At 44.2% G+C, this 24,181-nt stretch carries 25 protein-coding genes; 5 read left to right on the forward strand and 20 right to left on the reverse strand.

Annotated elements, in window-relative coordinates; genetic code table 11:
- Positions 1 to 84 precede the first annotated feature (84 nt).
- The 3 genes from C4S61_RS13680 to C4S61_RS13690 all read right to left on the reverse strand — a co-directional run bounded on the left by C4S61_RS13680 (position 85) and on the right by C4S61_RS13690 (position 4,403).
- Complete coding sequence (locus C4S61_RS13680; protein WP_103925377.1) at positions 85 to 3,309, reverse strand: S41 family peptidase; 3,225 nt, start codon at positions 3,307 to 3,309, stop codon at positions 85 to 87.
- Between the two features lie 175 nt (positions 3,310 to 3,484).
- Entirely contained in the window at positions 3,485 to 3,745 is a 261-nt protein-coding gene (locus C4S61_RS13685; protein ID WP_103925378.1) for an RNA polymerase sigma factor, read from the reverse strand.
- Between the two features lie 163 nt (positions 3,746 to 3,908).
- A complete protein-coding gene (locus C4S61_RS13690; protein ID WP_103925379.1) occupies positions 3,909 to 4,403 on the reverse strand; it encodes a hypothetical protein in 495 nt (164 codons plus the stop codon).
- Between the two features lie 878 nt (positions 4,404 to 5,281).
- Between C4S61_RS13690 and C4S61_RS13695 the strand changes: the two genes are divergently transcribed.
- Positions 5,282 to 5,464 (forward strand): hypothetical protein, encoded by a 183-nt coding sequence (locus tag C4S61_RS13695; protein ID WP_103925380.1) that lies wholly within the window; start codon positions 5,282 to 5,284, stop codon positions 5,462 to 5,464.
- Between the two features lie 500 nt (positions 5,465 to 5,964).
- On the forward strand, positions 5,965 to 6,411 hold the full coding sequence (tnpA, locus tag C4S61_RS13700) for an IS200/IS605 family transposase (RefSeq protein ID WP_103925381.1): 447 nt from the start codon (positions 5,965 to 5,967) through the stop codon (positions 6,409 to 6,411).
- A 1,422-nt stretch (positions 6,412 to 7,833) separates the two neighbouring features.
- Here tnpA and C4S61_RS13710 read toward each other — a convergent pair.
- The 17 genes from C4S61_RS13710 to C4S61_RS13790 form a co-directional block, all read right to left on the reverse strand.
- The gene (locus tag C4S61_RS13710) at positions 7,834 to 8,295 is read right to left on the reverse strand and encodes a hypothetical protein (protein WP_103925383.1); all 462 of its coding nucleotides are present in this window, start codon (positions 8,293 to 8,295) and stop codon (positions 7,834 to 7,836) included.
- Between the two features lie 241 nt (positions 8,296 to 8,536).
- The gene (locus tag C4S61_RS13715) at positions 8,537 to 9,085 is read right to left on the reverse strand and encodes a GNAT family N-acetyltransferase (protein ID WP_103925384.1); all 549 of its coding nucleotides are present in this window, start codon (positions 9,083 to 9,085) and stop codon (positions 8,537 to 8,539) included.
- 18 nt (positions 9,086 to 9,103) lie between these two features.
- Positions 9,104 to 9,397: a phosphoribosylpyrophosphate synthetase gene (locus tag C4S61_RS13720; RefSeq protein ID WP_103925385.1), complete on the reverse strand. Its 294-nt coding sequence runs from the start codon at positions 9,395 to 9,397 to the stop codon at positions 9,104 to 9,106.
- 590 nt (positions 9,398 to 9,987) lie between these two features.
- Positions 9,988 to 10,950, reverse strand: coding sequence for a transketolase family protein (locus tag C4S61_RS13725; protein WP_103925386.1), 963 nt, complete (start codon positions 10,948 to 10,950; stop codon positions 9,988 to 9,990).
- A 24-nt stretch (positions 10,951 to 10,974) separates the two neighbouring features.
- The gene (locus C4S61_RS13730) at positions 10,975 to 11,826 is read right to left on the reverse strand and encodes a transketolase (RefSeq protein WP_103925387.1); all 852 of its coding nucleotides are present in this window, start codon (positions 11,824 to 11,826) and stop codon (positions 10,975 to 10,977) included.
- Between the two features lie 6 nt (positions 11,827 to 11,832).
- On the reverse strand, positions 11,833 to 12,282 hold the full coding sequence (bcp, locus tag C4S61_RS13735) for a thioredoxin-dependent thiol peroxidase (RefSeq protein ID WP_103925388.1): 450 nt from the start codon (positions 12,280 to 12,282) through the stop codon (positions 11,833 to 11,835).
- A 28-nt stretch (positions 12,283 to 12,310) separates the two neighbouring features.
- Positions 12,311 to 14,254, reverse strand: coding sequence for a M23 family metallopeptidase (locus C4S61_RS13740; protein WP_235009988.1), 1,944 nt, complete (start codon positions 14,252 to 14,254; stop codon positions 12,311 to 12,313).
- The gene (locus C4S61_RS13745) at positions 14,241 to 14,852 is read right to left on the reverse strand and encodes a fumarylacetoacetate hydrolase family protein (protein WP_103925389.1); all 612 of its coding nucleotides are present in this window, start codon (positions 14,850 to 14,852) and stop codon (positions 14,241 to 14,243) included. The genes C4S61_RS13740 and C4S61_RS13745 overlap by 14 nt, the downstream gene beginning before the upstream one ends.
- 104 nt (positions 14,853 to 14,956) lie before the next feature.
- Positions 14,957 to 15,328, reverse strand: coding sequence for a hypothetical protein (locus tag C4S61_RS13750; RefSeq protein WP_103925390.1), 372 nt, complete (start codon positions 15,326 to 15,328; stop codon positions 14,957 to 14,959).
- 132 nt (positions 15,329 to 15,460) lie between these two features.
- Complete coding sequence (locus C4S61_RS13755) at positions 15,461 to 16,159, reverse strand: SGNH/GDSL hydrolase family protein (RefSeq protein ID WP_200820586.1); 699 nt, start codon at positions 16,157 to 16,159, stop codon at positions 15,461 to 15,463.
- Between the two features lie 97 nt (positions 16,160 to 16,256).
- Positions 16,257 to 17,297: a S66 peptidase family protein gene (locus C4S61_RS13760; RefSeq protein WP_103925391.1), complete on the reverse strand. Its 1,041-nt coding sequence runs from the start codon at positions 17,295 to 17,297 to the stop codon at positions 16,257 to 16,259.
- A gap of 191 nt (positions 17,298 to 17,488) precedes the next feature.
- Positions 17,489 to 18,076, reverse strand: a complete 588-nt coding sequence (locus C4S61_RS13765) for a hypothetical protein (protein WP_103925392.1) — start codon at positions 18,074 to 18,076, stop codon at positions 17,489 to 17,491.
- The gene (locus C4S61_RS13770) at positions 18,024 to 18,578 is read right to left on the reverse strand and encodes an RNA polymerase sigma factor (protein ID WP_160111252.1); all 555 of its coding nucleotides are present in this window, start codon (positions 18,576 to 18,578) and stop codon (positions 18,024 to 18,026) included. Before C4S61_RS13770 ends, C4S61_RS13765 begins: the two co-directional genes overlap by 53 nt.
- On the reverse strand, positions 18,575 to 19,429 hold the full coding sequence (locus tag C4S61_RS13775) for an alpha/beta fold hydrolase (protein ID WP_103925394.1): 855 nt from the start codon (positions 19,427 to 19,429) through the stop codon (positions 18,575 to 18,577). The genes C4S61_RS13770 and C4S61_RS13775 overlap by 4 nt, the downstream gene beginning before the upstream one ends.
- 203 nt (positions 19,430 to 19,632) lie before the next feature.
- Positions 19,633 to 20,979, reverse strand: coding sequence for a D-alanyl-D-alanine carboxypeptidase (locus C4S61_RS13780; RefSeq protein ID WP_103925395.1), 1,347 nt, complete (start codon positions 20,977 to 20,979; stop codon positions 19,633 to 19,635).
- Positions 20,976 to 21,365, reverse strand: coding sequence for a DUF423 domain-containing protein (locus C4S61_RS13785; protein WP_103925396.1), 390 nt, complete (start codon positions 21,363 to 21,365; stop codon positions 20,976 to 20,978). The genes C4S61_RS13780 and C4S61_RS13785 overlap by 4 nt, the downstream gene beginning before the upstream one ends.
- Positions 21,366 to 21,483: 118 nt before the next feature.
- Positions 21,484 to 22,152, reverse strand: coding sequence for a YggS family pyridoxal phosphate-dependent enzyme (locus C4S61_RS13790; RefSeq protein ID WP_103925397.1), 669 nt, complete (start codon positions 22,150 to 22,152; stop codon positions 21,484 to 21,486).
- A 60-nt stretch (positions 22,153 to 22,212) separates the two neighbouring features.
- Between C4S61_RS13790 and C4S61_RS13795 the strand changes: the two genes are divergently transcribed.
- The 3 genes from C4S61_RS13795 to C4S61_RS13805 all read left to right on the forward strand — a co-directional run bounded on the left by C4S61_RS13795 (position 22,213) and on the right by C4S61_RS13805 (position 24,095).
- Entirely contained in the window at positions 22,213 to 22,836 is a 624-nt protein-coding gene (locus C4S61_RS13795; RefSeq protein WP_103925398.1) for a LysE family translocator, read from the forward strand.
- Positions 22,837 to 22,880: 44 nt separating this feature from the next.
- Positions 22,881 to 23,486 carry a DUF6992 family protein gene (locus C4S61_RS13800; RefSeq protein ID WP_103925399.1) on the forward strand — a complete coding sequence of 202 codons (606 nt, stop codon included), beginning with the start codon at positions 22,881 to 22,883 and terminating at the stop codon, positions 23,484 to 23,486.
- A gap of 168 nt (positions 23,487 to 23,654) precedes the next feature.
- Positions 23,655 to 24,095 (forward strand): DUF4136 domain-containing protein, encoded by a 441-nt coding sequence (locus C4S61_RS13805; protein WP_160111253.1) that lies wholly within the window; start codon positions 23,655 to 23,657, stop codon positions 24,093 to 24,095.
- Positions 24,096 to 24,181 lie beyond the last annotated feature (86 nt).

Here is a 24,181-nt window from a genome sequence, read left to right on the forward strand (position 1 = left end):
AAATGCGGAAATCCCTGAGATTTTTGCCTAAATCTTAATTTCCTCAATGCCCTTAATGGTTTAATCTCTCCTTTATGGATGTAATCAATTTCCCTTTGGCCTGAAATATCGAATTGGGGCTTTTGGCTCCGGCTTTAGCTCAATTCCTTCGGTCAGGATTCTATCCAAGGCTTCTTGGACAGCTCGCTCCAATTGTGGATCACGGCCTTCGATGACATCTTTGGGAGTCTGCTCCACAGCGATATCCGGAGAGATTCCGACACCTTCCACCGCCCATTCCCCATTGACATCATAGAATCCACCCCGAGGTGCCACCATTCTGCCTCCATCTACAAACGGAGGCGTGTCCCAGGTTCCGACCAGGCCTCCCCAGGTTTTAGTACCGATCAATGGTCCGATTTTCATTTTGTTGAACAGGTAGGGTAGGAGGTCTCCGCCCGAACCTGCGCGCTCATTGATCAGCATGACTTTCGGCCCCCAGATGCCCGACATCGGTGTGGTAAATGGCCGGTGATCGTTAGCACGGGAATTGAAATAACCATGCAGGTCTCGGGCCATGATGTCCACCATGTAGTCCGCTGCCGAACCCCCGCCATTGTTTCGCTCGTCGATTACGGCGCCTTTTTTATCCTGCTGCGCAAAATAATAGCGATTGAATGAGGTATAGCCGGGTTGTCCGGTATTAGGGATATAGACGTACGCCAATTTCCCTTCGGAAAGCTCATCTACTTTTCTGCGATTACCCTCTACCCAATCGATGGTTCGGAGTTGGCCTTCATTGGCTACAGGAATGACCTGAATTACTCTTGATCCATCCAATCCCGGTTTAGAGTTCAGGTGGATTTTTGTCGGCTGATTGGCAGTACCTTCGAAATATGAATAGAGATTAGTGCCTGATGCGATCGCTTTTCCATTTACACCTACTACATATTCACCCACTTTTGCCGTTGCTCCCGGCTGGGCAAGCGGTGCTTTGAGATTGGGGTTCCAGCTTTCGCCGGAATAGATTTTTTTGATTCGGTAGTTGCCATTTACGATTTCGTAATCAGCACCGAGCAAACCTATTGGGACCGAATTGACCTCTGGAAAATCCCCACCACGTGTATAGCTATGGCCTATCGCTACTTCGCCGCCGATGATGTCGATGATGTAATTCATGTCGCTGCGGTGCCTGACATGATCCACCCAGGGCTTGTACCAATTGAAGATATCATCCCAAGGCGCGCCGTGCACATTTTCCACGTAGAGGAAATCCCGCTGATATCTCCAGCCTTCCCGGTAGATCTGCTGCCATTCGTCCATCGGGTTGACTTTGACTTTCAGGGTTGAAATAGCCTTCAAAGCACCGTCACCGGACTTTTTGCCTGTGCCTGTGGTTTCTACAATTCCCCAGGTACTTCCACTTTGATAGAGCAATGATTTTCGATCTTTGGATACCACCACCTGACTTACTCCCGGAAGGAAGACTTCTGATTTGCGCTTTTTCAGATCGTATTGATGCAGCGTAGTACCCTGATTGGGGATGCTTTCCATGTAGAAAACAAAACCCTCCGGTGCCGAAGCCAATCCGGTATAGTTTCTCGCCGGAATGTCGATTGCTACTATTCTGTTTTGAATTCCATCCGCATCAATTTTGACCGTAACGGGAGTTTCGGATTTCTTTTCCTCTTTTTTTACCTCGATTTCCTCATCGCTTTGCGGTAAAAGCGGGGAAGAATCCTCCGCACTCAATACGGCCAGGTACAGACTTCTCGTGACGGGATGGTCGTAGCTACTCATATCCAGCCAACCTGTATTCAATCCAAAATCCGTACTCGCAAGGAAATAAAGGTACTTTCCACTTTCATCCCAAACCGGTGAAATCGCATCGGCCATGGCATCGCCAATTTGGATTTTGTTTCCAGTTTCCACGTTCAGGACAAAAACCGATTTGAATTGATTATCCATCAGTCGCACGTAGGCAATCCACTTTCCGTCCGGTGACCAAATGGGATTCATGCTTCGGTTGGGATGGGCAAAGCGATCCGTTTCCACCACTTTTGCATTTCCTGAGGCTACATTCACCACCCAGATTTGGTAATCCGTGTCAGTAAAAGCAAGGTGCGCTCCGTCGGGAGCCCATTCCGGTTTGAAGAAAAAGCTGGGATCGGGGAGGTTGATTTTCTTGGAAATTACGCCGTCCTGATCGGCAATGACCAGTTCATATTCCCCTTTGGCATCGGAGAAATAGGCGATCTGCTTGCCGTCAGGCGACCAGACAGGAGCTCTTTCGGCAGATTTGGACGTGTTGGTGACATTTCTTCCTGCGCCGTTTTCTTTGGGAACGGTGATGATTTCCCCGCGGAATTCGAAAATCGCCCGCTGACCTGTGGGAGAAAGTTGAGGATTGCTGAGTTCATTGCCTTTCACATCCACCCAGCGCGCTCTAGCCCAGTGAAAATCGCCCTGAACCTCAATGGTCAACTTGGTCAACTGGCCACTGGAAGGATTGTAGGTATGCAGGTATCCCCCTTGCTCCAGGATGATTTCTTCTCCGTTGGAATCAATGCTTTTGATGTCAAAGTCTTTGAGGAAAGTCTCTTGTTTTTCCTGCCCGGTAGCCGGATCGAAGGACCAAAGATTGGCCAAATAATCCCGCTCGGAGATGTAAAAGACTTTTCCTCCCAGCCAAACCGGATCGGTGTGGCGCTCATTATCCGTTTGAGGAGTCATTTTCAGGCTGTAATCCTTCAGATCTACGATCCAAATCGGCTTGGCCTGACCGCCACGATAGTTTCTCCATTCCGGATCCCAAAAGGCGATTTGCTGATAGGCGATATGCTTCCCGTCCGGTGAAATCTCTCCGTTTACTGCACGGGGAATCGGCATGGCTTCAGGTATGCCTCCATTTTTACTGATTTTGAAAAACTTGGATTCCTGCGTCGCAAAGCCTTCCCGCCCCGAAGTGAAGGTGATGTGATTTCCGTCAGGGCTCCAACCTGTCACCAAGTCGGCGCCCGGATGCCAGGTCAGGCGTTCGGGTTCGCCTCCGGAGGAAGGAATGAGGTAAACGTCCGTGTTTCCATCGTACTCCGCTGTAAAGGCGATGTGTTTTCCGTCAGGGGAAAAGTGAGGCAGGGTCTCTTCCCCTTCATTGCTGGTGAGTCGGATGGCACTGCCTCCGGTTTTGGGGACTTTCCAGAGGTCATTGGCATAGACAAAGACAACTTCGGTTTGGCTCAAAGTGGGCTGACGGAGTAATTGGGTTCCTTGTCCAAACGCCGAAAATCCCAGTCCTGTAGCCAAGAGTAGGGGTAATATTCTAGTCATAAGGTATGGTGAAAGTGATTTGGTGAAATGCCCATGAGAAAGTCTTCACACACAGGGGGATGATTATCTGGGGCATTCCATCTGGCCATTGAGAAACAAATTATAAACTCATGAAAATTAGGCAGCAGGGATCACTTTCGCCAACCGATGGTAAAAAAATGGGAAAGAAAGATTTCTAGGACTTGTTTTTTTCCTTTGCGAATTTCCTGCAGATATTGGCCATCCAAGTGTAGAAGTGGCCGTCGTGGACATATTCACTTTGGATTTTCCGGGTGATGTTAATGAAAGAGTCATGAAAAACTTCCTCGGCAATTTGCTTATTGGAGATGATCCTACAAACTACAGTATAGAGTGCTTTGGAATATTTTTTATAAAGATATTCGGTGGTCAATCTATCTTTTGCCTTGACTCCGGCAATAATCTGTTCCGCTGTCACTGTAAATGCTCAGGTTTTCAAATAATTGTTTAAGGGAAAATATTTAATTCGAATTCTGAATTTGCTGATTTCCTATTGATAATGAGGTCTCAGAAAAAACAAGCCAATGGCGCCGCCTCGCGATTATTTGGAGCTTTTTTTCAAAATCAAGCCGTGGGTTTAATTAATAATTGGTTTTGATATTTTCCTTGAGGTCGGATATGGAAAAGTCCTTTTTGATCGGGGGCATGCCCTTCTTGCTTCCATGTCCCGGCCGATAGGGGTCGTCTAGTTCACGAGTAGGTTCTTTGATGATAGATCCTTCCTCATCTACCAAGTAATTGTCTTCTTCGGGTATCTCCTTTTTTGGGTCAAATTCCTTTTGATCCTCGGGTTTATGGCCATGAGAATCGGGTTCTATTCCATTGGGATTCGAAACTTTCTCTGCCTGCTTTCTAGGCTTTAGCTCTTCTTGTCCTGATTCATTCGTCGGGGTATGATGCTGATCATCCATTTTGCTGCTTTGAATGACAGTTTGAGTATTTCCACCCAGATGATTAGGATTGACTTTATTATGGGAATTGCGCCTCCGATAGTGGCTTTGCGTGGTGACCTGATTGGATTGCGTTTGATCCTCAGCTTGAGGCTGAAATGCAGAGTTTGAAGGCGTCTCGTTCATGGTGTAGTTATTTGGTTTTGAAGCGTTAAACCAATATCAGTCCGAAAACAGAAGATTGCCATTAATCCAAAGAAGGTTTCAGATAATCCTCTTAAAGCAAAATAATAGTTTGAATACTATCGATGGACATAAAGACTTCATGAAGCGATCCGATGTAGAATTATCCAAAAAATCCACAGGATGGGAAATTTTTGAATCAAGTCGGGCTTAAGGAAGACACCTGAATTTTGGATTTACGAGTGTTTGGAAAGTAGAATGGATAATATTCCTCCGACATTTCCCCTCCACCTCCCAAAAACGGCTTTTCGTTTTCGGGTAAAGGGATATCTTTAGGGAAAAGAAAAGCCAATGACCGATCTAACAAATCAGATTTTCGGCATCACCCGCCTCCACCGCGAAATCGACGCCTTGGTGTATAAATTGTATGGATTGACGGAGGAGATTAGGATAGTGGAGGGAAATGGATAAATCCATTTTACGGAAAATGTGGTTTCCTTTATAGCCCATTAATTCGTGGGCTATGGTGGACAGGATAGCGAAGAAAAACCATTTCAATGGTTTATTTAGCTCTGGATGCCATTTAAAATTTTTCAACCGATAGGTCCCACCTCAACGGAGTCTATTGTCTTTCAGCGTTGAGGTTCGCTTGACGCTAAGCGTAAATTGCATCTACGCTTTCCTATCCTTCGGAATTTGGAATTCCATTTTCCTATAAGTTCAACCCCATTCGGGGTTGTTCACCTCGTTTTTGACATCTTTTCCCTAGGTTGCACCTAGGGCTATTGAGAAGTTCGATCCTTTCAGGATCGTCATTTTTTTCCAATCTTTTCTGATTCCAAATTTCAATTATTTCTAAATCGCCAGAATCCCGACCCCGTATGGGGTCAAACCTCTCAATAGCCGCGGGTGAAACCCGTGGAAAACGAATGAGCGTGACCATCCCCACGACCCCGAAGGGTGTCGAACCTATCTCCGGATTTAAGATCGTCCCTGCCTACGGTATTTTTTCTCCCAACTGCCAATGGAAGAATTGGGCTAAAGCCCGGAAATCTCTTGCCTGATTTTTATCCCTCCCGCTAAAGCGGGGGGCAATTCACGGGTTCGAATTCAATCCTATGAATTGGAATGGTGCTTTAGCCCATTCCAAAATGGATACTCCAAACATCATCGGGCTTTAGCCCAATTTCCTCCCCGTACAGCTGCCGGGAGTAATTCCATTTCCCACAAGTTCAACCCTTTCAGGGTTGTTCACCTCGTTATCGTTTACATCTTTCCCCTAGGTTGCACCTAGGGCTATTCAAAGGTTCGACCACTACGTGGTCATTGTTTTCGATTCATTACCATTTAGACCTATTGATGGTTCAAATTCCCGACCCCTGACAAGGGGTCAAACCTCTCAATAGCCGCGGGTGGGTGAGCGAAGTCGAACCTCAACCCGTGGATTATGAACCGGCGTGAACATTACACGACCCCGAAGGGAGTCGAACAAATCCTGAAACCAATTGTCAAAACCATCACAAATTCCGAAATTCATTTGATTCATTTTTAAAACCTGATTTTTATGGGGACCCACACACAATTGATTTACCATATCGTCTATTCCACAAAACACCGTGAACCAACAATCATCCAAGACGAGAAGAAGAGATTATTCGCATTTATCCACCACCTTCTCACCAATAAAAATTGCCATCTCTACCGGATCAACGGGGTGGAAGATCATCTGCATATTCTTACTCACGTTCATCCCACAATTGCGATTTCCTCCTTGGTGAAAGACATCAAATTGGCTAGTGATGATTTTATAAAGCGAGAAGGTATTTTTCCAAAATTCAATGGTTGGCAGGATGGATATGGTGCCTTTTCTGAATCCATAAAGTCAAAGGACCGATTGATCAATTATGTTAAAAATCAGGAGGAACATCATAAGAAAATATCATTCCTTGACGAATACAAAGCATTGTTAATGGAACATGAAATTGAATTTGATGAGAAATATCTTCTCTAAGTTCAACACCCTTCGGGGTTATCATAAAACATCCTGACAATCTTTTCCCTAGGTTGCACCTAGGGCTATTCAGAGGTTCGACCACTCCGTGGTCATTGGTTTCGATTCATGACCATTTAGACCTATTGATGGTTCAAATTCCCGACCCCTGATAAGGGGTCAAACTTCTCAATAGCCGCGGGTGAAACCCGTGGACAAGGCGATACCCACATGATCTCCGACGACCCCGAAGGGTGTCGAACCTATTTTTTCGGAATCCCGTACAGCTGCCGGGAGTAATTCCATTTTCCTATAAGTTCAACCCCATTCGGGGTTGTTCACCTCGTTCTTGACATCTTTTCCCTAGGTTTCACCTAGGGCTATTGAGAAGTTCGATCCTTTCAGGATCGTCATTTTTTTCTTCAATATTTTCTGATTCCAAATTTCAATTATTTCCAAATCGCCAGAATCACGACCCCGTATGGGGTCAAACCTCTCAATAGCCGCGGGTGAAACCCGTGGACAAGACGATACCCACATGATCTCCCCACGACCCCGAAGGGTGTCGAACCTATCTCCGGATTTAATATCGTCCCTGCCTACGGCATTTTTTCTCCCAACTGCCCATGGAAGGATTGGGCTAAAGCCCGGAAATCTCTTGCCTGATTTTTATCCCTCCCGCTAAAGCAGGAGGCAATTCATGGGTTCGAATTCAATCCTATGAATTGGAATGGTGCTTTCGCCCAATTTCCTCCCCCATTTCGATCCAAAAACAACAACGATCTACCTCCAGCAACAACGATCTACCTCCAGCAAGAACGATCTACCAAAAAACAGGAACGTTGTACCAAAATGTAGGACTGTTCCTGGTAAATGGAGGAACGAGGTACCAAAAAACAGGAACGTTCTACCTGTAGGTAGAATGACCTGCCTAAAAACAGAAACGTTCCACCTGGGAGAAGAAGGTTTGTGCAAAAAACATCAACGTTTCACCAAAAAACATCAACGATTCACCAAAAAACAGAAGCGTTCCTGTAAAAAGTAGGAACGTTCCTACTGTAGGTAGGGGTACTTGACCAAAAAAGTAGGAACGTTCTTGCAAAAAGTAGGAACGTTGTACCAAAATGTAGGAATGGGCTATGAATTTGGTGAAATGTTCTATTGCCAGATAGACGATTTCTACTAAAAGTAGCAATCACGATGCTGCAGCAACAAATAATTCTATTTTTCAAAATAAAAATCTATAAAAAAAATAAAAACAGAATATTATTCCATTATCCTTTTTTGAAAAAAAATAACCGGGACTAGCGCCGAAGCGATATTATATCCAACCTTTGCTGCTTGAGGAAAAGCAGCTTAACGGGCATGAGACGAACAGACACAAAAAAACCGGACCCTGTGAAGGTCCGGTTGGGTGTGTTAAGTCAAATCTCCCGGCAAAGCTTACTGAGCAGTTGGCTTTTTACGCTCAAAGAGAATTCGCAGGGCCTCATACAGAGGTTTGGCAGCAGCCAGACCTACTTTGACAGCCTGCTTCACCGTATTGTAGAAGGTCAGGGAAGCTACAAAGGCTTCTGAGCCCGCAGCGGAGTAGGCTACTCTGACCCGATTAGTGATTTGCTCCAACTCATAGAAAATTGGAGTAAGTTCACGATAGGCTTGCAGATCCTTTCGCAGTTCGGGGACATCCAGATAAGGTGGATTGAACTGAGGATTGGTTTCGGCAAAATCCATTGCCTTTGCCACAAAAGGTTCTCTTCCATCGGCCATCCTGGGGAGGCCCTCCAACATATCCGGAGAGATATCCGGCAGGTACGGGCCTAGTTCCGCATTGACGGCTGCAATGTGCGCCCGGACGCTGGCTAAAACCGGCTCCGGGATTTCAATTGAAATCAGGTTACTCATAAAAGTGTGGGTTTAAAATGAAACAAATTGACAAACAGTATGAAACTGTAGGTAAAAGTTAATCAAGCGGTTATGAAAAAGCAATAGTTAGTATTCAAATTTTAATTTTAGAGATACCAACGAATCGTTGAGGTGCTGTTTTTGAAAAATCCAGGACAAAAAACTGCTGTTCATAAAAAGGGAGTCTTTTGAAAAAGACGAATTTGAAAAATATCAGCCTATTCCATTGAACCGTATCTGATCAATGAAGGCTTTTCTTCATAATCTGAATCTTCCTGTACTCAGGAAAGATCCGTTCAAAATCCAAGGTATACGTGAGGACTTCACGGAAGCCCATTTTTTCATAGAATTTCCGGGCTTGCGGCTGGCATTCCATCGCCTCCAGCCAAATAGTTTCCAGTCCATTCTCCAGCGCAACTTTTTCACAATGATCCATCAAGAGCTGAGCGATTCCTTTTCCATGGACATCGGAATGAAGGTAAAGCCGATGGAGTTTCATTGCGTTGGGAATTTCTATTTCCCCGGGGGAAAAGGGGAAGTCATATTTGAGAATTCCTATTTTCTTCCCGTCCAATTCCACGAAGAAATAGTGACTTGAAGATCGGTTGAGTTCTTTATTTAAGGTATGCCGATTGTAAATCAAATTTACATACCAATCTCCCTGATCCTCCCAAATGTAGCGATAGCCGGATCGGTATACTTCGTCCATCAGTCGATACAAGACTGCTTGATCTTCAGCATGAATGGGATTCAAAACAAGCTTTAACCGGGAATCAAGGGTGATATTCATTCCCGAAAATAGAAAAAGCTATTTGAATTTTTCCATCAATTCATCGGTCATATCATCAGAATAAACTCCGTATGAATTGACGATGACGCCTTTTATTTTTCCATCATGGGAAGAAATCGCATAAAGGACAGCCTCATCCGAAGGGTTGGTATTTCCCTCAAATCGGAAGGTTTTGTCCACCTCAAACTGAGAAGGTAGCAGGCAGACATCGCCGCACATCAAGCTGTCAAATCGGATATTGAAATCTTCGGTGTAGCCTTCTTTTCGGAGTTTTTCGAGGGTTTCGACAAGGGTAGGTTCGTAGTTTTCCATAGAATCAAAATTTTTTTTTATAGTCTACGTGTCTGGAGCAATAAAGTGTTTTCAATAAAAAAAACTTTTGCCACAAAGGATGCGAAGGAACGCAAAGATTTTTAAATCACTGAGGTCACGGAGAAAGAGGTTTTTGAGAGGTTCAATGTATTAAAATAACTTCATTCCTATCCGGCATAGGAGATCTTTCTCAAGGCCACGGAGAAAAGCTAAAGCTTTTTGTAATTACGGCAGCCGCAAAGGACTCGAAGATTTTTCACCACGTGCATAAGAACGCATAGTATTCCATTCCAGAAAGATTCTAAGGCGAAAAGAATGAAAAAGAAAAGTTCCCACAGATCAGAACAGAAAAAAACACAGATTTACACAGATTTTTTCTACAAGGTCTTAGGATTCGGGTCAAAAAAACCTTCGAGTACGCCACAGCGCACTCAAAGGTTAGTTTGGTAGAAGTTTTTCAAATTAATCTAGCGAAGCGCATACTCTATGTCCTCAAAAAAGGCTACTAGAAAACTATTTGAATGAGGTACTTTTTACTTTTGACTTCACGAAACTTATCTCTCCGTGAACTCAGTGGTAAGTTTGCCTTATTACTTTCTCGCCAAAGCGCGTTTTGCAGCTTTCACGATATTCTCGGCATTCAAGCCGTATTTTTCGAGCAATTCAGTTGGTGTTCCTGACTCGCCAAAGCTGTCATTTACGCCCACATATTCCAATGGAGAAGGATGGTGGCGGCTGAGAACCTGAGCGATGCTGTCGCCTAAGCCACCATTGATCTGATGCTCTTCGGCAGATACGGCACAACCGGTCTTTTTCACCGACTCCAAAATCGCTGCCTCGTCCAGAGGCTTGATCGTGTGAATGTTGATCACTTCAGCATGGATTCCTTCCTCACGCAGCATAGCCTCAGCTACTACCGCTTCCCAAACCAAATGGCCGGTGGCAAAGATGGTTACGTCTTTCCCGTCGATCATTTTCCAAGCCTTTCCAATTTCAAACTTCTGATCAGCAGGAGTAAAGATCGGCCAGCTCGGACGACCAAATCTCAGGTAAACCGGGCCTTCGTATTCAGCAATTGCTAAGGTTGCAGCCTTTGTCTGGTTGTAATCACACGGGTTGATGACCGTCATGTGGGGGAGCATTTTCATCATGCCCAAGTCCTCCAAAATCTGGTGTGTGGCACCGTCTTCTCCCAAGGTCAATCCGGCGTGGGATGCACAGATTTTCACGTTTTTGTCGGAATAGGCCACAGATTGCCGGATTTGGTCATAGACCCGGCCGGTGGCAAAGTTGGCAAATGTGCCGGCAAAAGGAATTTTTCCGCCAATGGCAAGGCCCGCAGAAATACCGATCATATTGGCTTCGGCGATTCCTGTTTGGAAGAATCGATCGGGAAATTCTTTTTGGAAATCGCCCATTTTCAAGGATCCAATCAGGTCAGCGCAAAGGCCGACTACGTTTGGATTTTTTCTTCCTGCTTCCAGGAAGCCGTCACCGAATCCGGATCGGGTATCTTTTTTTTCTGTATAAGTAAATTTTAAATCTAAGCTCATGATAAAGTCTGTTGGAGGGAGGAATTAATAATCGCCGAGGGTTTCTTCCAGTTGGCCTAAGGCTTGGGCCAATTGCTCGTCGTTGGGAGGAGAACCGTGCCACTTGTGCGTGCCTACCATGAAATCGACTCCATAGCCCATTTCTGTGTAAAGCAGATTCAAGACCGGTTTACCCTTTCCTGTCAAAGCCTTTGCTTTTTCCAATCCTTCCAGGACAGACTTCATGTCATTCCCTTCTTTGATCTCATTGACTTCCCAGCCAAAAGCTTCCCATTTCGCTTTCAGGTTCATCAGATCCATGATCTTCTTTGTCGGACCGTCGATCTGCTGACCGTTGTAATCTACGGTGGCAATCAAATTGTCAACTTTGTGGTGGGCTGCATACATGGCAGCTTCCCAAACCTGTCCTTCCTGCAATTCCCCGTCACCCATCAGGATGTAGACCAGCTTATCGTCTTGGTCGATTTTCTTGGCTTGAGCCGCGCCCAAGGCCACAGAAAGTCCCTGTCCAAGCGATCCGGAAGCAATACGAATACCCGGTAGGTGTTCGTGCGTAGCGGGGTGACCCTGAAGTCTGGAGTTTAGTTTTCGGAATGTTTTCAATTCGGAAACCGGAAAATAGCCACTTCGGGCAAGTACAGAATACCATCCGGCTGAAAGGTGACCGTTGGAAAGGAAGAAAATATCCTCGCCTTTGCCATCCATTTTGAAGTCAGGATTGTGTCTCAGCTGATCAAAATACAGCGCGACGAAAAACTCGGCGCAGCCAAGCGGAGCTCCGGGATGTCCTGACTGAACGGCGTGCACCATTCGCAACACATCTCTTCGGAGCTGAGTACAGGTTTTTTGAAGTTGTTCGATTGATTGTTTTTTCATTAAGGTTTATTTTAGAATTTGAGCAGTATGGTTTTTGGTATCGACTTTTTCGATCACCTCGGCAATTTTTCCCTGCTCATCGATCACAAATGTGGTCCGTGCAGTTCCCATGTATTTGCGTCCGTACATGGATTTTTCCACCCAAGTGCCATAGGCTTCGTGTACTTTCAGATCGGTGTCTGCGATGAGCGAGAAGGGGAGGGATTGCTTTTCAATAAATTTTTGATGGGATTTTTCAGCATCTGAACTGATGCCCAAGACAACATATCCTGCTTTTTGAAGGGCTTCATAGTTATCTCGCAGGTTACAGGCTTGTGCGGTGCAGCCCGGTGTAGCATCTTTGGGATAAAAGTAAAGGATCACTTTTTTTCCTTTGTAATCAGAGAGTTTGATGGTCTCTCCGGTTTCAATTTTTGCTGTGAAATCCGGTGCCAATTGGCCTACTTCTAGTGACATATTTTTTTTTGTTTGAATGGAACAAAGATTAAGATAGGGTGCCTTTCCACTCGGCAATATTGCCAGCCATGTCGGTCACCTTAAGTAAAACTGCTCCTCTCAGCGGTTGTTTATCCAAAGTCTCAGACCAGATCACGGCCTGCTTATGCTCGTATCGCATCAAAACCCACTTGCCGTCTACCAAAGCTTCAAAACTCCTGATCCCCGAGAGGTTATCTTTAATCGTAAATCGCATTCCCTGGCCGTTGACCCTAATCGGAGTAATGGTAGGTTTGACATCGTCGACAGCCAAAACAAAACTACCAAAATTTCTGGTTTTGAAGCGGATTTGTCCGTCTTCCCATTCCCCACCGACAAAAGATCTTGAGCCATTGGGTGAACGCTGATACACGTGGGTGCGGCTTTTGTCCCCTGTGTAGCCACTTACATCCCAAGTCAGCTCGATGGGATTCCAGAGGTATTCAGTAGTTTCTTGCAGGCGAAGCACGGGAGCATTTGAGGGTCCGGAGAGGTTTACTCTCAGGTATAAATCTTCCAAAAGACTGTTTTCTTCCGTTCTGATTTTCAATTTGTCGATGGCATGTAAATGCTCTTTTCCAAGCGGAAAATGGCCAATCAGCTCAGGAATCAAAATCTCTGAGCAGAGGTCAATTTTAGATGGAATGCCAAATCTCAAGTCCCAAAGATAGGTTCGTGACTGAGCGTCCTGATAGGCGGGTAGAACTTCGTAGACGTTGTTTCCGATGAAAAATTGCGCCAAGCCACCTTTATCCGTTTGGGCAACTTTGATTTTCATATGATGCTTGATATAGCTTGTTTGAGCCTTTGCCGGTGCAGCACCATCAGAAACAGTTGAGTCTAAGTCTGTACCCGTCAATGTCAGATTGACCAGCCGTGGATTGTTGTAGGCGTCCAGCAATTTGATAGTCAGTGCCTTTTTTGTTCCTCCCTCCAATTCAAAATAGCCGGTGCCAGGCTGATTGGGGCTGAAGTAGTCAAACTTCAGGTTGGGTTGGTGATAGAGTCGGGTAAAGCGATTCTGATGGGTATGAAGAAGAAAATGCCGGGTAAAGTTGAAATCTACCTGATCAACTGTAAGGGAATAGAGTAGTCCTGTTTCGTCCGAAACCTCAAATTTCGGAAAGCCATTTTGGTTTTCAGCTCCGTCCAATTTATCATAAGCTTGAATTTCAAGGCCTACTTTTCCGGTGACTCGAATAGTTTCAGGTATTCGATAGCTTGCCCCACTGAGTACAGGAGTGAGTTCGATTCGTTGAAATTTGCCATTAACACGACTGTCAATTTCCAGGGGAACGATGGCGATTTTCTGTGGAGTGGGAGGGATGTTGTCCAGAATCTCAGTGAATCCCGCCAAAAGCGGATCCATCGCCCGATCCAAACTGTCACGGATTTCGAAGTGAAGATGCGGTCCGCCCGAGCTTCCGGTATTCCCGCCATTGGCGATCAGCTCGCCTTTTTTCACAGGCAATTCATCGCGTGTGAGGTAGACTTCCAATTCATTCTGCTTTGCCTCATACATTTTCTGCCGCATCCACTCGGTCAGTCTCGGATTGAAATTCCGCAGGTGACCATAGAGCGTGATGTGACCTGTGGGGTGCTTGAGGTAGATGACATTGCCGTAGCCAAAGGAAGAAACCTTGATCCGATGCACCCAACCATCGGCCGCAGCGTAAATCGGTTCACCTTCAGAGCCGCCAAACTTGTAATCCAATCCGGTATGAAAGTGATTGGGTCTTAGTTCCGCAAAATTTCCTGAAAGGTAATTTCGTCCTCCGGGTTTGACTGGAGAGCGGAAATAGCCTTGTTGGATTTCTTGTGAAAAACTTCCAGTTGTTGAGGCTAGATTTATTACCAGTACTAAAAAGAAGATTTTGCTAAACTTCAACACTTCAGAGATTGCTTCACTGCGTTCGCACTGACGTGGACCTGAGCTCAATTTACTTAACTTCAAAATCCAGCATTTTTTCTGTACCAATAAAACCAGTCAGGTGATCCCCGACTTTGACGGGCCCAACTCCGGCGGGAGTGCCGGTGTAGATCAGGTCGCCTTTCTTCAGGGTAAAAAACTGGGAAACGAAGGAGATGATCGTAGCAAAATCGAATAGCATTAGGCTTGTGTTTCCTTTTTGTCGGAGTTCTCCATTGATTTCGAGGTGAAAATCAATGTCTTTCAGGTCTTTAAAATCCGCGACTGACTTGAAATCACCGATGGGTGCCGAGCTGTTAAATGCTTTGGCGATTTCCCAAGGGAGACCTTTGGCCTTGCATTGATCCTGAAGATCCCGTGCGGTGAAGTCAATTCCCAAGCCTATTTCTTCGAAATAGCGATGGGCAAACTGAGGCTGAATGTATTTGCCTTCTTTGGAGATTTTAAGGACAAGTTCCACTTCATGATGGATATTTTCGGAGAAATCCGGATAGAAAAAAGGAGCTCCACCTTTTAGCAGTGCTGTATCCGGCTTGAGGAATACGACCGGTTTTCCGGGTTTTTCGTTTTTGAGTTCCTCGATATGAGCGGCATAATTTCGGCCGATGCAGATGATTTTCATGTAGTATTTTGCTGGTTTTGCTCAAAAGCACGAAGGCTTTGAATGCGTGAAAATAAGCATATCTGCGGCAAAAAGTGGACGAAAACTTTGAATAAGGGAGAATTTTACTCAGAAGGCTCGAAGCAAATTAAGAGATTGCCTGAAGCATCGAAAAAATCCAAGAATCCATCAGAAGTGATCTCATATTCGACCGTATTACCTACAAATCCAAAATCTGCTTGAGAAGAAGGGTTTTGGGCAAGGCAAATTTTGTCAATGTCCAATCGGCGGTATACTGTTGCCAGTTGAATTTTTCTTTCTCCCACTTCACCAAGGCCTGTTTGACCGTAAGCACATCCTCCAGACACATGAAGTGATCGGTTCAGTATTTGGTATTTGACAGATTGGTTTAACGCTTGACCCGAAGGAATTTCTTTTTCCTCGCAATTTGAAAGAATAAAAAGTGCTAAAACGAAAACATATTTTAAGACTTTCATGGGCTTTTAAGTTTGCTTTACTGATCAAACTTAAAAGTGGCACACGAATTTCTTATTTCTAAAAACACCAAACCCCAATATTTTATTCTGAGATTTTGCAAAGACAAGCAAAGGTCCGAAGCTTTTTGAGGCTTAAAACTTGATTTTTTTCACTTCAGACAAAAGCTTTTCCATCCATCGTTGATAGACCAGACCCGAGGGATGCAGTTGATCTTCGACCACCATCTCGGGTCTTGCGCCAATGGCACGATAATCTTTTGTGATATCAATGAAAGTGATTCCGTACATTCTGCAGATTGCTTTTTGGGCTGAATTGTAGGCATCGATTTCTTTGGCCACTTTAGCCTGATCTGATTTTCGATTGACGGCAAAAGGTGTCACTCCCCAGTCCGGAACCGAAAGTACCACGACATGATCGGTTTCTCCCCTGGCAAAAATAATTGCCCGGTTCAGAATCAACTCAAATTCTTTTTCGAAGTCTTCCACAGGCCTGCCCCGGTATTGGTTGTTGACACCGATCAGTAAAGTAACAAGATCATAGCCCTCACTTTTTGTATTGGCAGAATTGATTCCTGCGTCCAATTCGTCTACTGTCCAGCCGGTTTTAGCGATGATTTGAGGAGCGGAAAAACTCATTTTACCGGAATGGTTAAGCGCATCGACCAATTGAACTGAATATCGGTCGTTTTCCGGAACTCCTTCACCAATGGTATAGCTGTCTCCGAGGGCGAGGTAGGTTAGTTGGGTGTTTTTTGACATGGATGTTGAAAGGTCAGAACTCTTGCAGGCCAGGAGGGTAAGCACAAACATAAAGTTAATTACTACTCGCATTTCGGGATCAAATAAGTTTGCTGGATGAAAATTGACTTTACAGATAGCATCTGTGGGATAATTAGATTTTTCCGCGTTGGAAAATTAGGATTATTCTTCAGGAAAAGACCGATTCCGTAAGAGAGAAAGTTCCTGCATCTGAATCCATCCTCACTTTGGCCCCCACAGGAATAATAAACTGCCTGGGAATATGTCCGATCATCGCTCCGGTATATGCCGGAATTCCCAATGGTAAAATGTAGTGATCCATGATCTGATCCACAGTGAATGAACCGTAACCTCCCCCCGGAGTGCAACCCGAACATTGACCAAAAATAAAGCCTTTGATTTTGCCCAAAGTACCGTTCAGGTGAAGCGTACTCATCATCCGATCGATGCGGTAGGGGTCTTCTCCGATGTCTTCGATGAACAAAATAGAATTATGAAAGTCAGGATAATAGGGAGTTCCTGATAAAGCTGTAAGTACAGTAAGATTTCCGCCTAGAATAACGCCTTCTGCTGTGCCTCCTTTCAGCGTTTGAATGCGGTTCCCTTTGGTGACCAGATCGTCCCCTTTAGTCATTTCATTTTGATAGGTAACCAATTCCTTCTCAAAAAAGACCTTTTCGAATTGCTTCACATTAAAGCTGTTCCAACTGCCGGTTCCGTTTTGACCATGAAAAGTGATCATTCCCGTTTGGCTGTAGATCGCACAATGAAGTGCTGTAATATCCGAGTATCCCAAAAGGGGTTTTGGGTTGGCCTTGATTGTTGCGTAATCAATCATTGGAAGAATCCTTGCAGCGCCCGAACCACCCCGAATACCAATCACTGCTTTCACTTCCTGATCAGAAAACATTTGATTGAGATCATTTGCCCGCTCTTCATCGGTTCCGGCCAGGTGGCCGAATCGATTTTTGAGGTTTTCGCCGAGTTTCACCTTGAATCCCAAAGCCTCCATCGCTTCTTTGGCGTAGGTGAATTCCATCCGGTCAGCTGTAGCCGCAGAAGGGCTGATGATTCCGACCGTATCTCCTTTTTGGATTGATTTGGGTAAAAGGGAATAAGGAAAGGCTTCATTTCTGTTAAAATCAAAACCCAGAAATGGGAATGATCCTGCTGCAAGTCCAATTGATTTAAGAAAAGTCCGTTTGTCCATCTTGGGAATATTTAAGGTGAAATTGAGCCTGCCTTAGGCAGACAGGCATGACTAACTCGTCACACACTGGAATGATTATAATTCATGCGAGATTCCAGGTGGCCAATTAAAATCAAATTATAAACAGATCAAATTACTTTCTTTTTCCGAAGGACATCAAAGAAAAACCCTGCCAGATTGCAGGGCTTCAATTAATTTTTTGCTTCAGTCAAAAGTTTTTCCAGCTGTTTCATCATGGGTTGGAGCGATTTGTCATATTTCTTTAATCGCCGTTTGATACTGAAATGCATTATTCCAAAGATCATGACCGTAAGACCGGTATGGGTTAAGATCCGAATCAAATCAGAAAATGGAGCGAGCAATACAAAATAAGCGACATTGAGAGCCACAGCTAACAGAAAAGCATAGTAATACATGTACTTTCCGGCGATTTTATATCTGAATTTTAGCTTCTCGAACTGTGATTTGAGGTATTCCTTGTTGCTGAAATTTTCCGAATCGTCACTTGGGCTAATCCGTGAACTGAAACTCAATATTCCAACACCGATCATGGCCACAGCAATCACCAATAGACTCAGCAATATCGCCTTGCTTTCTTGCCAAGGCATGAATATGAATAAAAAGACGAGTGTGGCCGGTGTAATGATGGCAATGGCGATACGTTCCCGTTTTTGTTTGACTTCCGTCTTTTTTAAACCTTCAATCAATGAGGCTAAATCGAAATTTTCAGCTTTTTGACTTTGCCAAAGTTGTTGTATATCGTTGAAGTTGGTTTCCATGAGCTTGAGGATTGAGTTTTTGGGTTAAAGCTGCTTTGATGCGGTTGACTTTGACAGCGACGTAGTTTTCAGAGATTCCGCTGATCTCTGCGATGGTTTTGTAGGAGGTGTTTTCCAAGAGAAGTGTAGCAATGACCCGGTCTAATTCGGGAAGTCCGTTAATTGCCTCGTAAAGCATCTGGATGCGTATTTCCTGCTCTGAGTTGTAGTTTTCAGGTTCACTCAATTCTTGATTTGAAGGTATTTCGGTTTGCTTTTCGTCCTTTTTCCTTTCCCTTGCGGAAAAAGTCAGGGCTGTATTGTAGGCAATCCGGTAGATCCAAGTGCTGATGTCGCTCTCTCCCTTAAAGCTGTCCAAGTGCCTCCAAACTTTGATCAAAATCTCCTGGAAAAGGTCATTTGCTAATTCCTTTTTTTTCACAAATCCCAGGCAAAGTCGGTAAACCTTGTCTTTGTGATTTTTGTACAATGATTTGAACTGGAGTTCTTTAGTACTCTTCATTTGATAAATGCAGTCACTTTTTCCATAAACCATTCCGGGTTGTCCCACATAATGAAGTGGTGAGCTGTTGGAGCCATTTCAATTTGGACATTTTTAGCAAGCTGGTATTGGGTTTCAAAGGTTTTTTTAACGCTTTCTTCTGTCCATCCGTACGCTTTTCCGGAGTGCCAAGCACCCAAAACCAGGATAGGCGTAGAAACTTCAGCCAACTCATCCCGATAATCTGTGGTCATCAGTTCAAAGAGCGCCTGGGCGGTGGTCTCCCGATCACTTTCCAATGACCAGTTCACAGCTGTAGGTAATTTCTCTTGATTGGTTGTCATCACAGGCATTGAAATTTCCTGTTGAGCACGGAATTGCTCGGGACTCTGGGCGATCATCAACTCCTTCATTTGAGATGCCATAGCTACCATATTTTCTGCAGTTGCTGCGGGATTAAAGGCAGCGGAGTAAAAGGGATAGGAGTCGACGATGATGGCGCGATTAATTTTGTCAGGGATGCTCCGGGACAGTCTGAGCGAGATAAACCCGCCGACGCTGTGTCCGATTAAAGTGACTTTTTCAGTTTGTTCATTGATGTAATTGGTGATCAGGCTTTCCATTGCGCCGAGAAATCCCTCGGGCATTTCGACTTTTGGATTGCCACCAAAGCCGGGAAGCGTCAAGACATGACATTCGAAGTTTTTGGAAAGTTGGGCGACCGTTTCATCCCAAACTTCACCAGAAGACGCAAGGCCGGGAATAAGAATAATTTTTGGGCCTTCACCGGAGACTTGGACATCAAGGCCTTGGGTGAATGCAGTGGATAAACCTCCAAAAAGAATGAAGTAAAGAAGAAATAGCTTTTTCATGATTTGTGCTTTTTTTCTTCTTTAGACTAAGTGGCCTTGGAAACCTTACAGAAATTTGAAAAAAAATTAGACGTAGGTATTAAGACTTATGTATCAAGACCCAAGTATTAAGACCGGAAGGAAACAACTTACCACTTACCCTTCACCACTTACAATTTTTCCGAATCTCCCGACTTCCCACTTCCTAGCCTCCCCACTTCCAACTACAACATCTCCCTCACCATCACCAGTACTTTTTCCATTTCTTTTCGGACAGTGGAAGCAGGATAAGGATAATTGGAATTCATGAAAACCAAGCCATAGATTTTTCCGCTTTTAGTTTTGATCAGACCGACAAGGCTGTGATGATTGGCCATGGTTCCGGTTTTGGCAAAAACATAGGGTGAGGACGCCTGATAAGTGTTTTTGAGGGTTCCTGTTTTTCCGCCTGTAGGAAGCAAATCATACAATTGATCCTCTGGGAGAATTCGGTAAATCTTCTCAAAAAGTGTCATCATCGAGCGTGGAGTGAATAAATTATGACGACTCAAACCACTTCCATCGACCCACTTGGGTAGGTCAGGAAGATCGGTTAAGTGAGTTTTGAGAATGTATTCGATTGCCCGCTCAGCATCCAATTCCTGAAAAAGCCGATCCGAAATCATGAAAAGCAATTGCTCTGCGATGAAATTATCGCTTTCGAGCATCATCTCTTTAAGTAAGGGATAAAGCGGTGCTCCTCGAAAAACCAGATGATCAGCGGGAAGGCTTTCCGCTGAGTAAATCCATTTTTTCCCCGTTTCCTCAGCTGCCAATTGTACCAGTAAGTCAGGCTGTGTCAAAAATGGGATGTATTTCTCTCGACCAAGGAATGTGGCTGGATTGTAAGCAAAGGTATTGCTGTGAAAATCCCGCTCCAGTTCTTTGATAGGTCTGTTGGTCATGCGAATGGCGGACTGGAAGAGTAGCGGAAAGACTGTGGGTTGATTGCCGACTTTTCGCACTTCCACCAGATTCCCGAAGATTGGAAGCGAACTGCGTTCGGCGGAATAATCATAGTAATAATCATCCCATTGCCAGCCGTAGCCAAAACCGGGAGATACCTGATTGGCATCCGAAAACTGGACGACGGAATAGGGTGACAGTAACTTTTGGAAATCAGGTTGGGTAAATTTCTTGTACTTCCAACTCGGATCTCCGCTACCCCAAATTTTGATCGTATCACCCGAAGTGACATATCGGAGCGTTTGCGTGCTGTCCTGAAGGATCAGAATGCTTGCAAAAAGCGTCCAAAGCTTAGTAGTCGATGCGGGAATAATGCGGATTTGGGAGTTTTTCTCAAACAAAACCTGCTGGGAATCCAAGTCATACAGCATAAACCCGGTTAAGTGGCCGCTGAAAAAGCTCTGATCCCCAAGAGCTGATTCGAGTTTTATGAATTGGTCTCGGGAAAGTTGGGCATATAAGCTATTGGTTATGAGGAGACAATAAAGCAGGAAAAAAGTGAATCTGCATTTGCGGTTTGGAATCAAGTGATTTTTTATAAAACAAAATGAAAGGTCAAGAATCATTTGCTTTCAGCGCTTTTTAAACCTCCCCAAAATAACCCCAGCCAACCCAAAATAAAAGCCACACCGCCCAAAGGTGTAATCGCTCCCAGCCAAGTGATTCCGCTCAGGCAAAGTACATAAAGGGATCCTGAGAAAATCAAAATCCCTAGCGTAAATCCCCAGAAAGTAAGAACAAGGGATTTCCACTCTGGTTTGATCAAGGCCAAAATGCCTAGCCCAAAAAGAGCCAAAGAATGATAAAAATGATATTTGACAGCCGTTTCAAAGGTTTCCAATCGGCCAGAAGCTTCCAGCATGGGTTTTAGTCCGTGAGCTCCAAAAGCTCCGATTCCTACGGCAATAGCGCCAAAGATTGCTGCGGTTTGGATGATGGTCGTTGGTTTCAAGTGGGAGTTGGGGATTGAGTTATTGGTTGATTAGTCAGTTGCTGTTGAGTTATCAGTTCTTACATTGTAGGCTTTGATGAGGGGGACAAATCCGAAATTCGAAATCAAACCTCCGAAATCAACTTCGGCTTCCAAATATCGCCGACCCAATTCGCACCATCGTGCTTCCTTCTTCCTGTGCGATTTTGTAATCACCACTCATTCCCATGGAGATTTCCTTCAAATCAACGAAATCGGGGAGTTTACGGCCTTTCAATTCCTCAAAAAGTTGCTTCAAACCTCTGAATTCTTTCCGGATCTGATCTGCATTTTCAGTAAAAGTGGCCATGCCCATCAGCCCAATCACCTTCACATGAGTCAATTCGGCAAATTCTTTTGAACTCAGCATTTCTTCCAATTCGGCCCGGTCAAAGCCAAATTTACTCTCCTCCTCAGCGATGTGCATTTGGATCAACACCGGGATAATGCGGTCGATTTTTTTGCCTTGTTTATTGATTTCCTGAAGTAGTTTGAACGAGTCCACGCCGTGAATCAGTTGGACGAAAGGTGCAATGTGTTTGACCTTGTTACTTTGAAGATGGCCGATCATGTGCCACCGGGTGTCGGCAGGCATTTCAGGTTGCTTGGCTAGGATTTCCTGAACTTTGTTTTCACCAAAATCCCGGATTCCGGCTTCATAGGCTGCTTTGAGGTCGGAGAGGGGTTTGGTTTTACTGACTGCGATCAGTTTGCAATCTTGATTTGGAAATGATTTCTTAATTACTTCTAAATTGGCTTTGATATCCATTGTGGCAAAAGTTGTAATTGGTATACGGACAAATATAGATTAGGAAGATTACTTTTGGAGATGCAAGCACCGATTTTAGAGGGAATAGGAATGGGACTTGTTCTTTCTCTGATGGTGGGTCCGGTATTTTTTACCCTGATTACTGCAAGTATGGAACAGGGGTTTCGATATGCTTTAGTTTTGGCTTTGGGAATTTTGACTAGTGATTTGATTTATGTGGCGATTACATTTTTGGGAGTAAGTTTTCTAACTGAATCACCCACAATTGAGAAGGTTTTGGGCTACGCAGGTGGGGCAATTTTAGTGGGTTTTGGGATCAGCTTTTGGCGAAAAGAAAATTTGTCAAGACCCAATTCAGGAGGTATCCCATTGCCAAAAGCCAAAAAGCGAACCGCTTTTATCAAAGGCTTCGGAGTCAATGGCATCAATCCGTTTGTGATGCTTTTTTGGATTTCCATCGCAAGCATGCTTAATCTAAAATCGACCTGGGGTCAATTGGATGTGTTTTTCTATTATTTTGGTTTGCTCCTGACCGTTTTTGGGACAGATTTGGTGAAGGCGTTTGTAGCGGGAAAATTGGCTCATTTGATGACGACCCAATTGCGGATGGTTTTAAATAAAGGAGTGGGACTGATGGTTTGCTACTTTGGATTGAAAATGATTTGGAATACCTTTTCCCGCTAAGCTATCTGCTAAACTAAATTGGATCGATGTAGGTTTAATGCTTCATGGAATCAACTTTAAGTCCTGCTATTAAGTCACTTCTATTTCTGCTCGTATTCCTTTTTTCATTTTCGCTTTTTGCACAAGAAATTCCTGCTTTGTCTGATTTTAACCAGACTCGTCTCGATTACAACGAAAAAGGAATGCTGATTCTCGGGTCCTGGGCAGTTGGAAATATGGTCTGGGGTGGGATAGGAGCGGGTGAAACCACCGGAGAGACCAAAGCCTTTCACCAAATGAACCTCTATTGGAATTCCGTCAATCTGGTGATCGCAGGTTTTGGCTATTGGCAGGCGACCAAAGAAACTCCGGGAACTGATTTTTGGGCCACCATGGAAGCGCAGCAAGGAATTGAAAAAGTTTTGCTTCTAAACGGTGCATTGGATTTGGCCTATATTGCAGGAGGTTTTTATTTGAAAGAAAGAGGTCTTCGGAAAGGGAATGACCGATTGATTGGCTTTGGCAAGTCGGTCATTTTGCAGGGAGCTTTTCTGTTGGCTTTTGACGGCGTGATGTATGGCTTTCATCAGGTTCATGGTAAGGAATTGCCAAACTTGGTCCAGAATATTAGTTTGGGCCCCACTGGTGTACATTTGAAAATGAATTTTTAAAATAATTCCTGATTTTAAACTAGTTATTGAATAATCCGTAATTTTAGTTATTTCTTTGACAATCCTCGAATTATGAAAAATCTACTTCTATTATTCGCTCTAGTTTTTATTTTGAGTTCTTGCAAGGTTTCAGAAGTTGTTTCCGTAGACACCCTAACAAACTCTGAAATGATGAAAGAGTATCAGACTTTTAAAATGATTGAAGAGGATTATTCTGACAAAAGAAATGAGCGAATCAAACATACATTTAGAGACAAATTAATCGAATTTGGATTTGAAGAAGCTTCAGAAAATCCTGATTTTTTAATTCAGGGAGTCATTGTTTCCCGGGATTTCATCAAGGATGGACGGGAATTCTACTATTCGTCTATTCCTGGTGGTATTTTTTATGGTGCTAACAGTTCAGGCAATGGGACGCCTAGTGGTGGTCATAAAACGACGATTAATCGAGGAATGCTCGGAAAGGTTATTTTTTTGATTCAAGATTCCAAAACCAATGAAATCGCATGGATGGGAATCAGTTCTGGAGTTGTTTATGGAGGCGATCGAGAATTTGATTTGGATAAGGTGGATCTTGTACTCCACCAGTTATTGACATCGCTCTATTAAGAGTGCCATTTTAGTGTAGTTGGCTAATAGCTTCTTTTGAGAATTAATTAAAATTCAATACTGATAGAAGACCCTAAAGGGTGTAG

The organism is Algoriphagus boritolerans DSM 17298 = JCM 18970, assembly GCF_900108085.1.
Classification (GTDB): Bacteria; Bacteroidota; Bacteroidia; order Cytophagales; family Cyclobacteriaceae; genus Algoriphagus; species Algoriphagus boritolerans.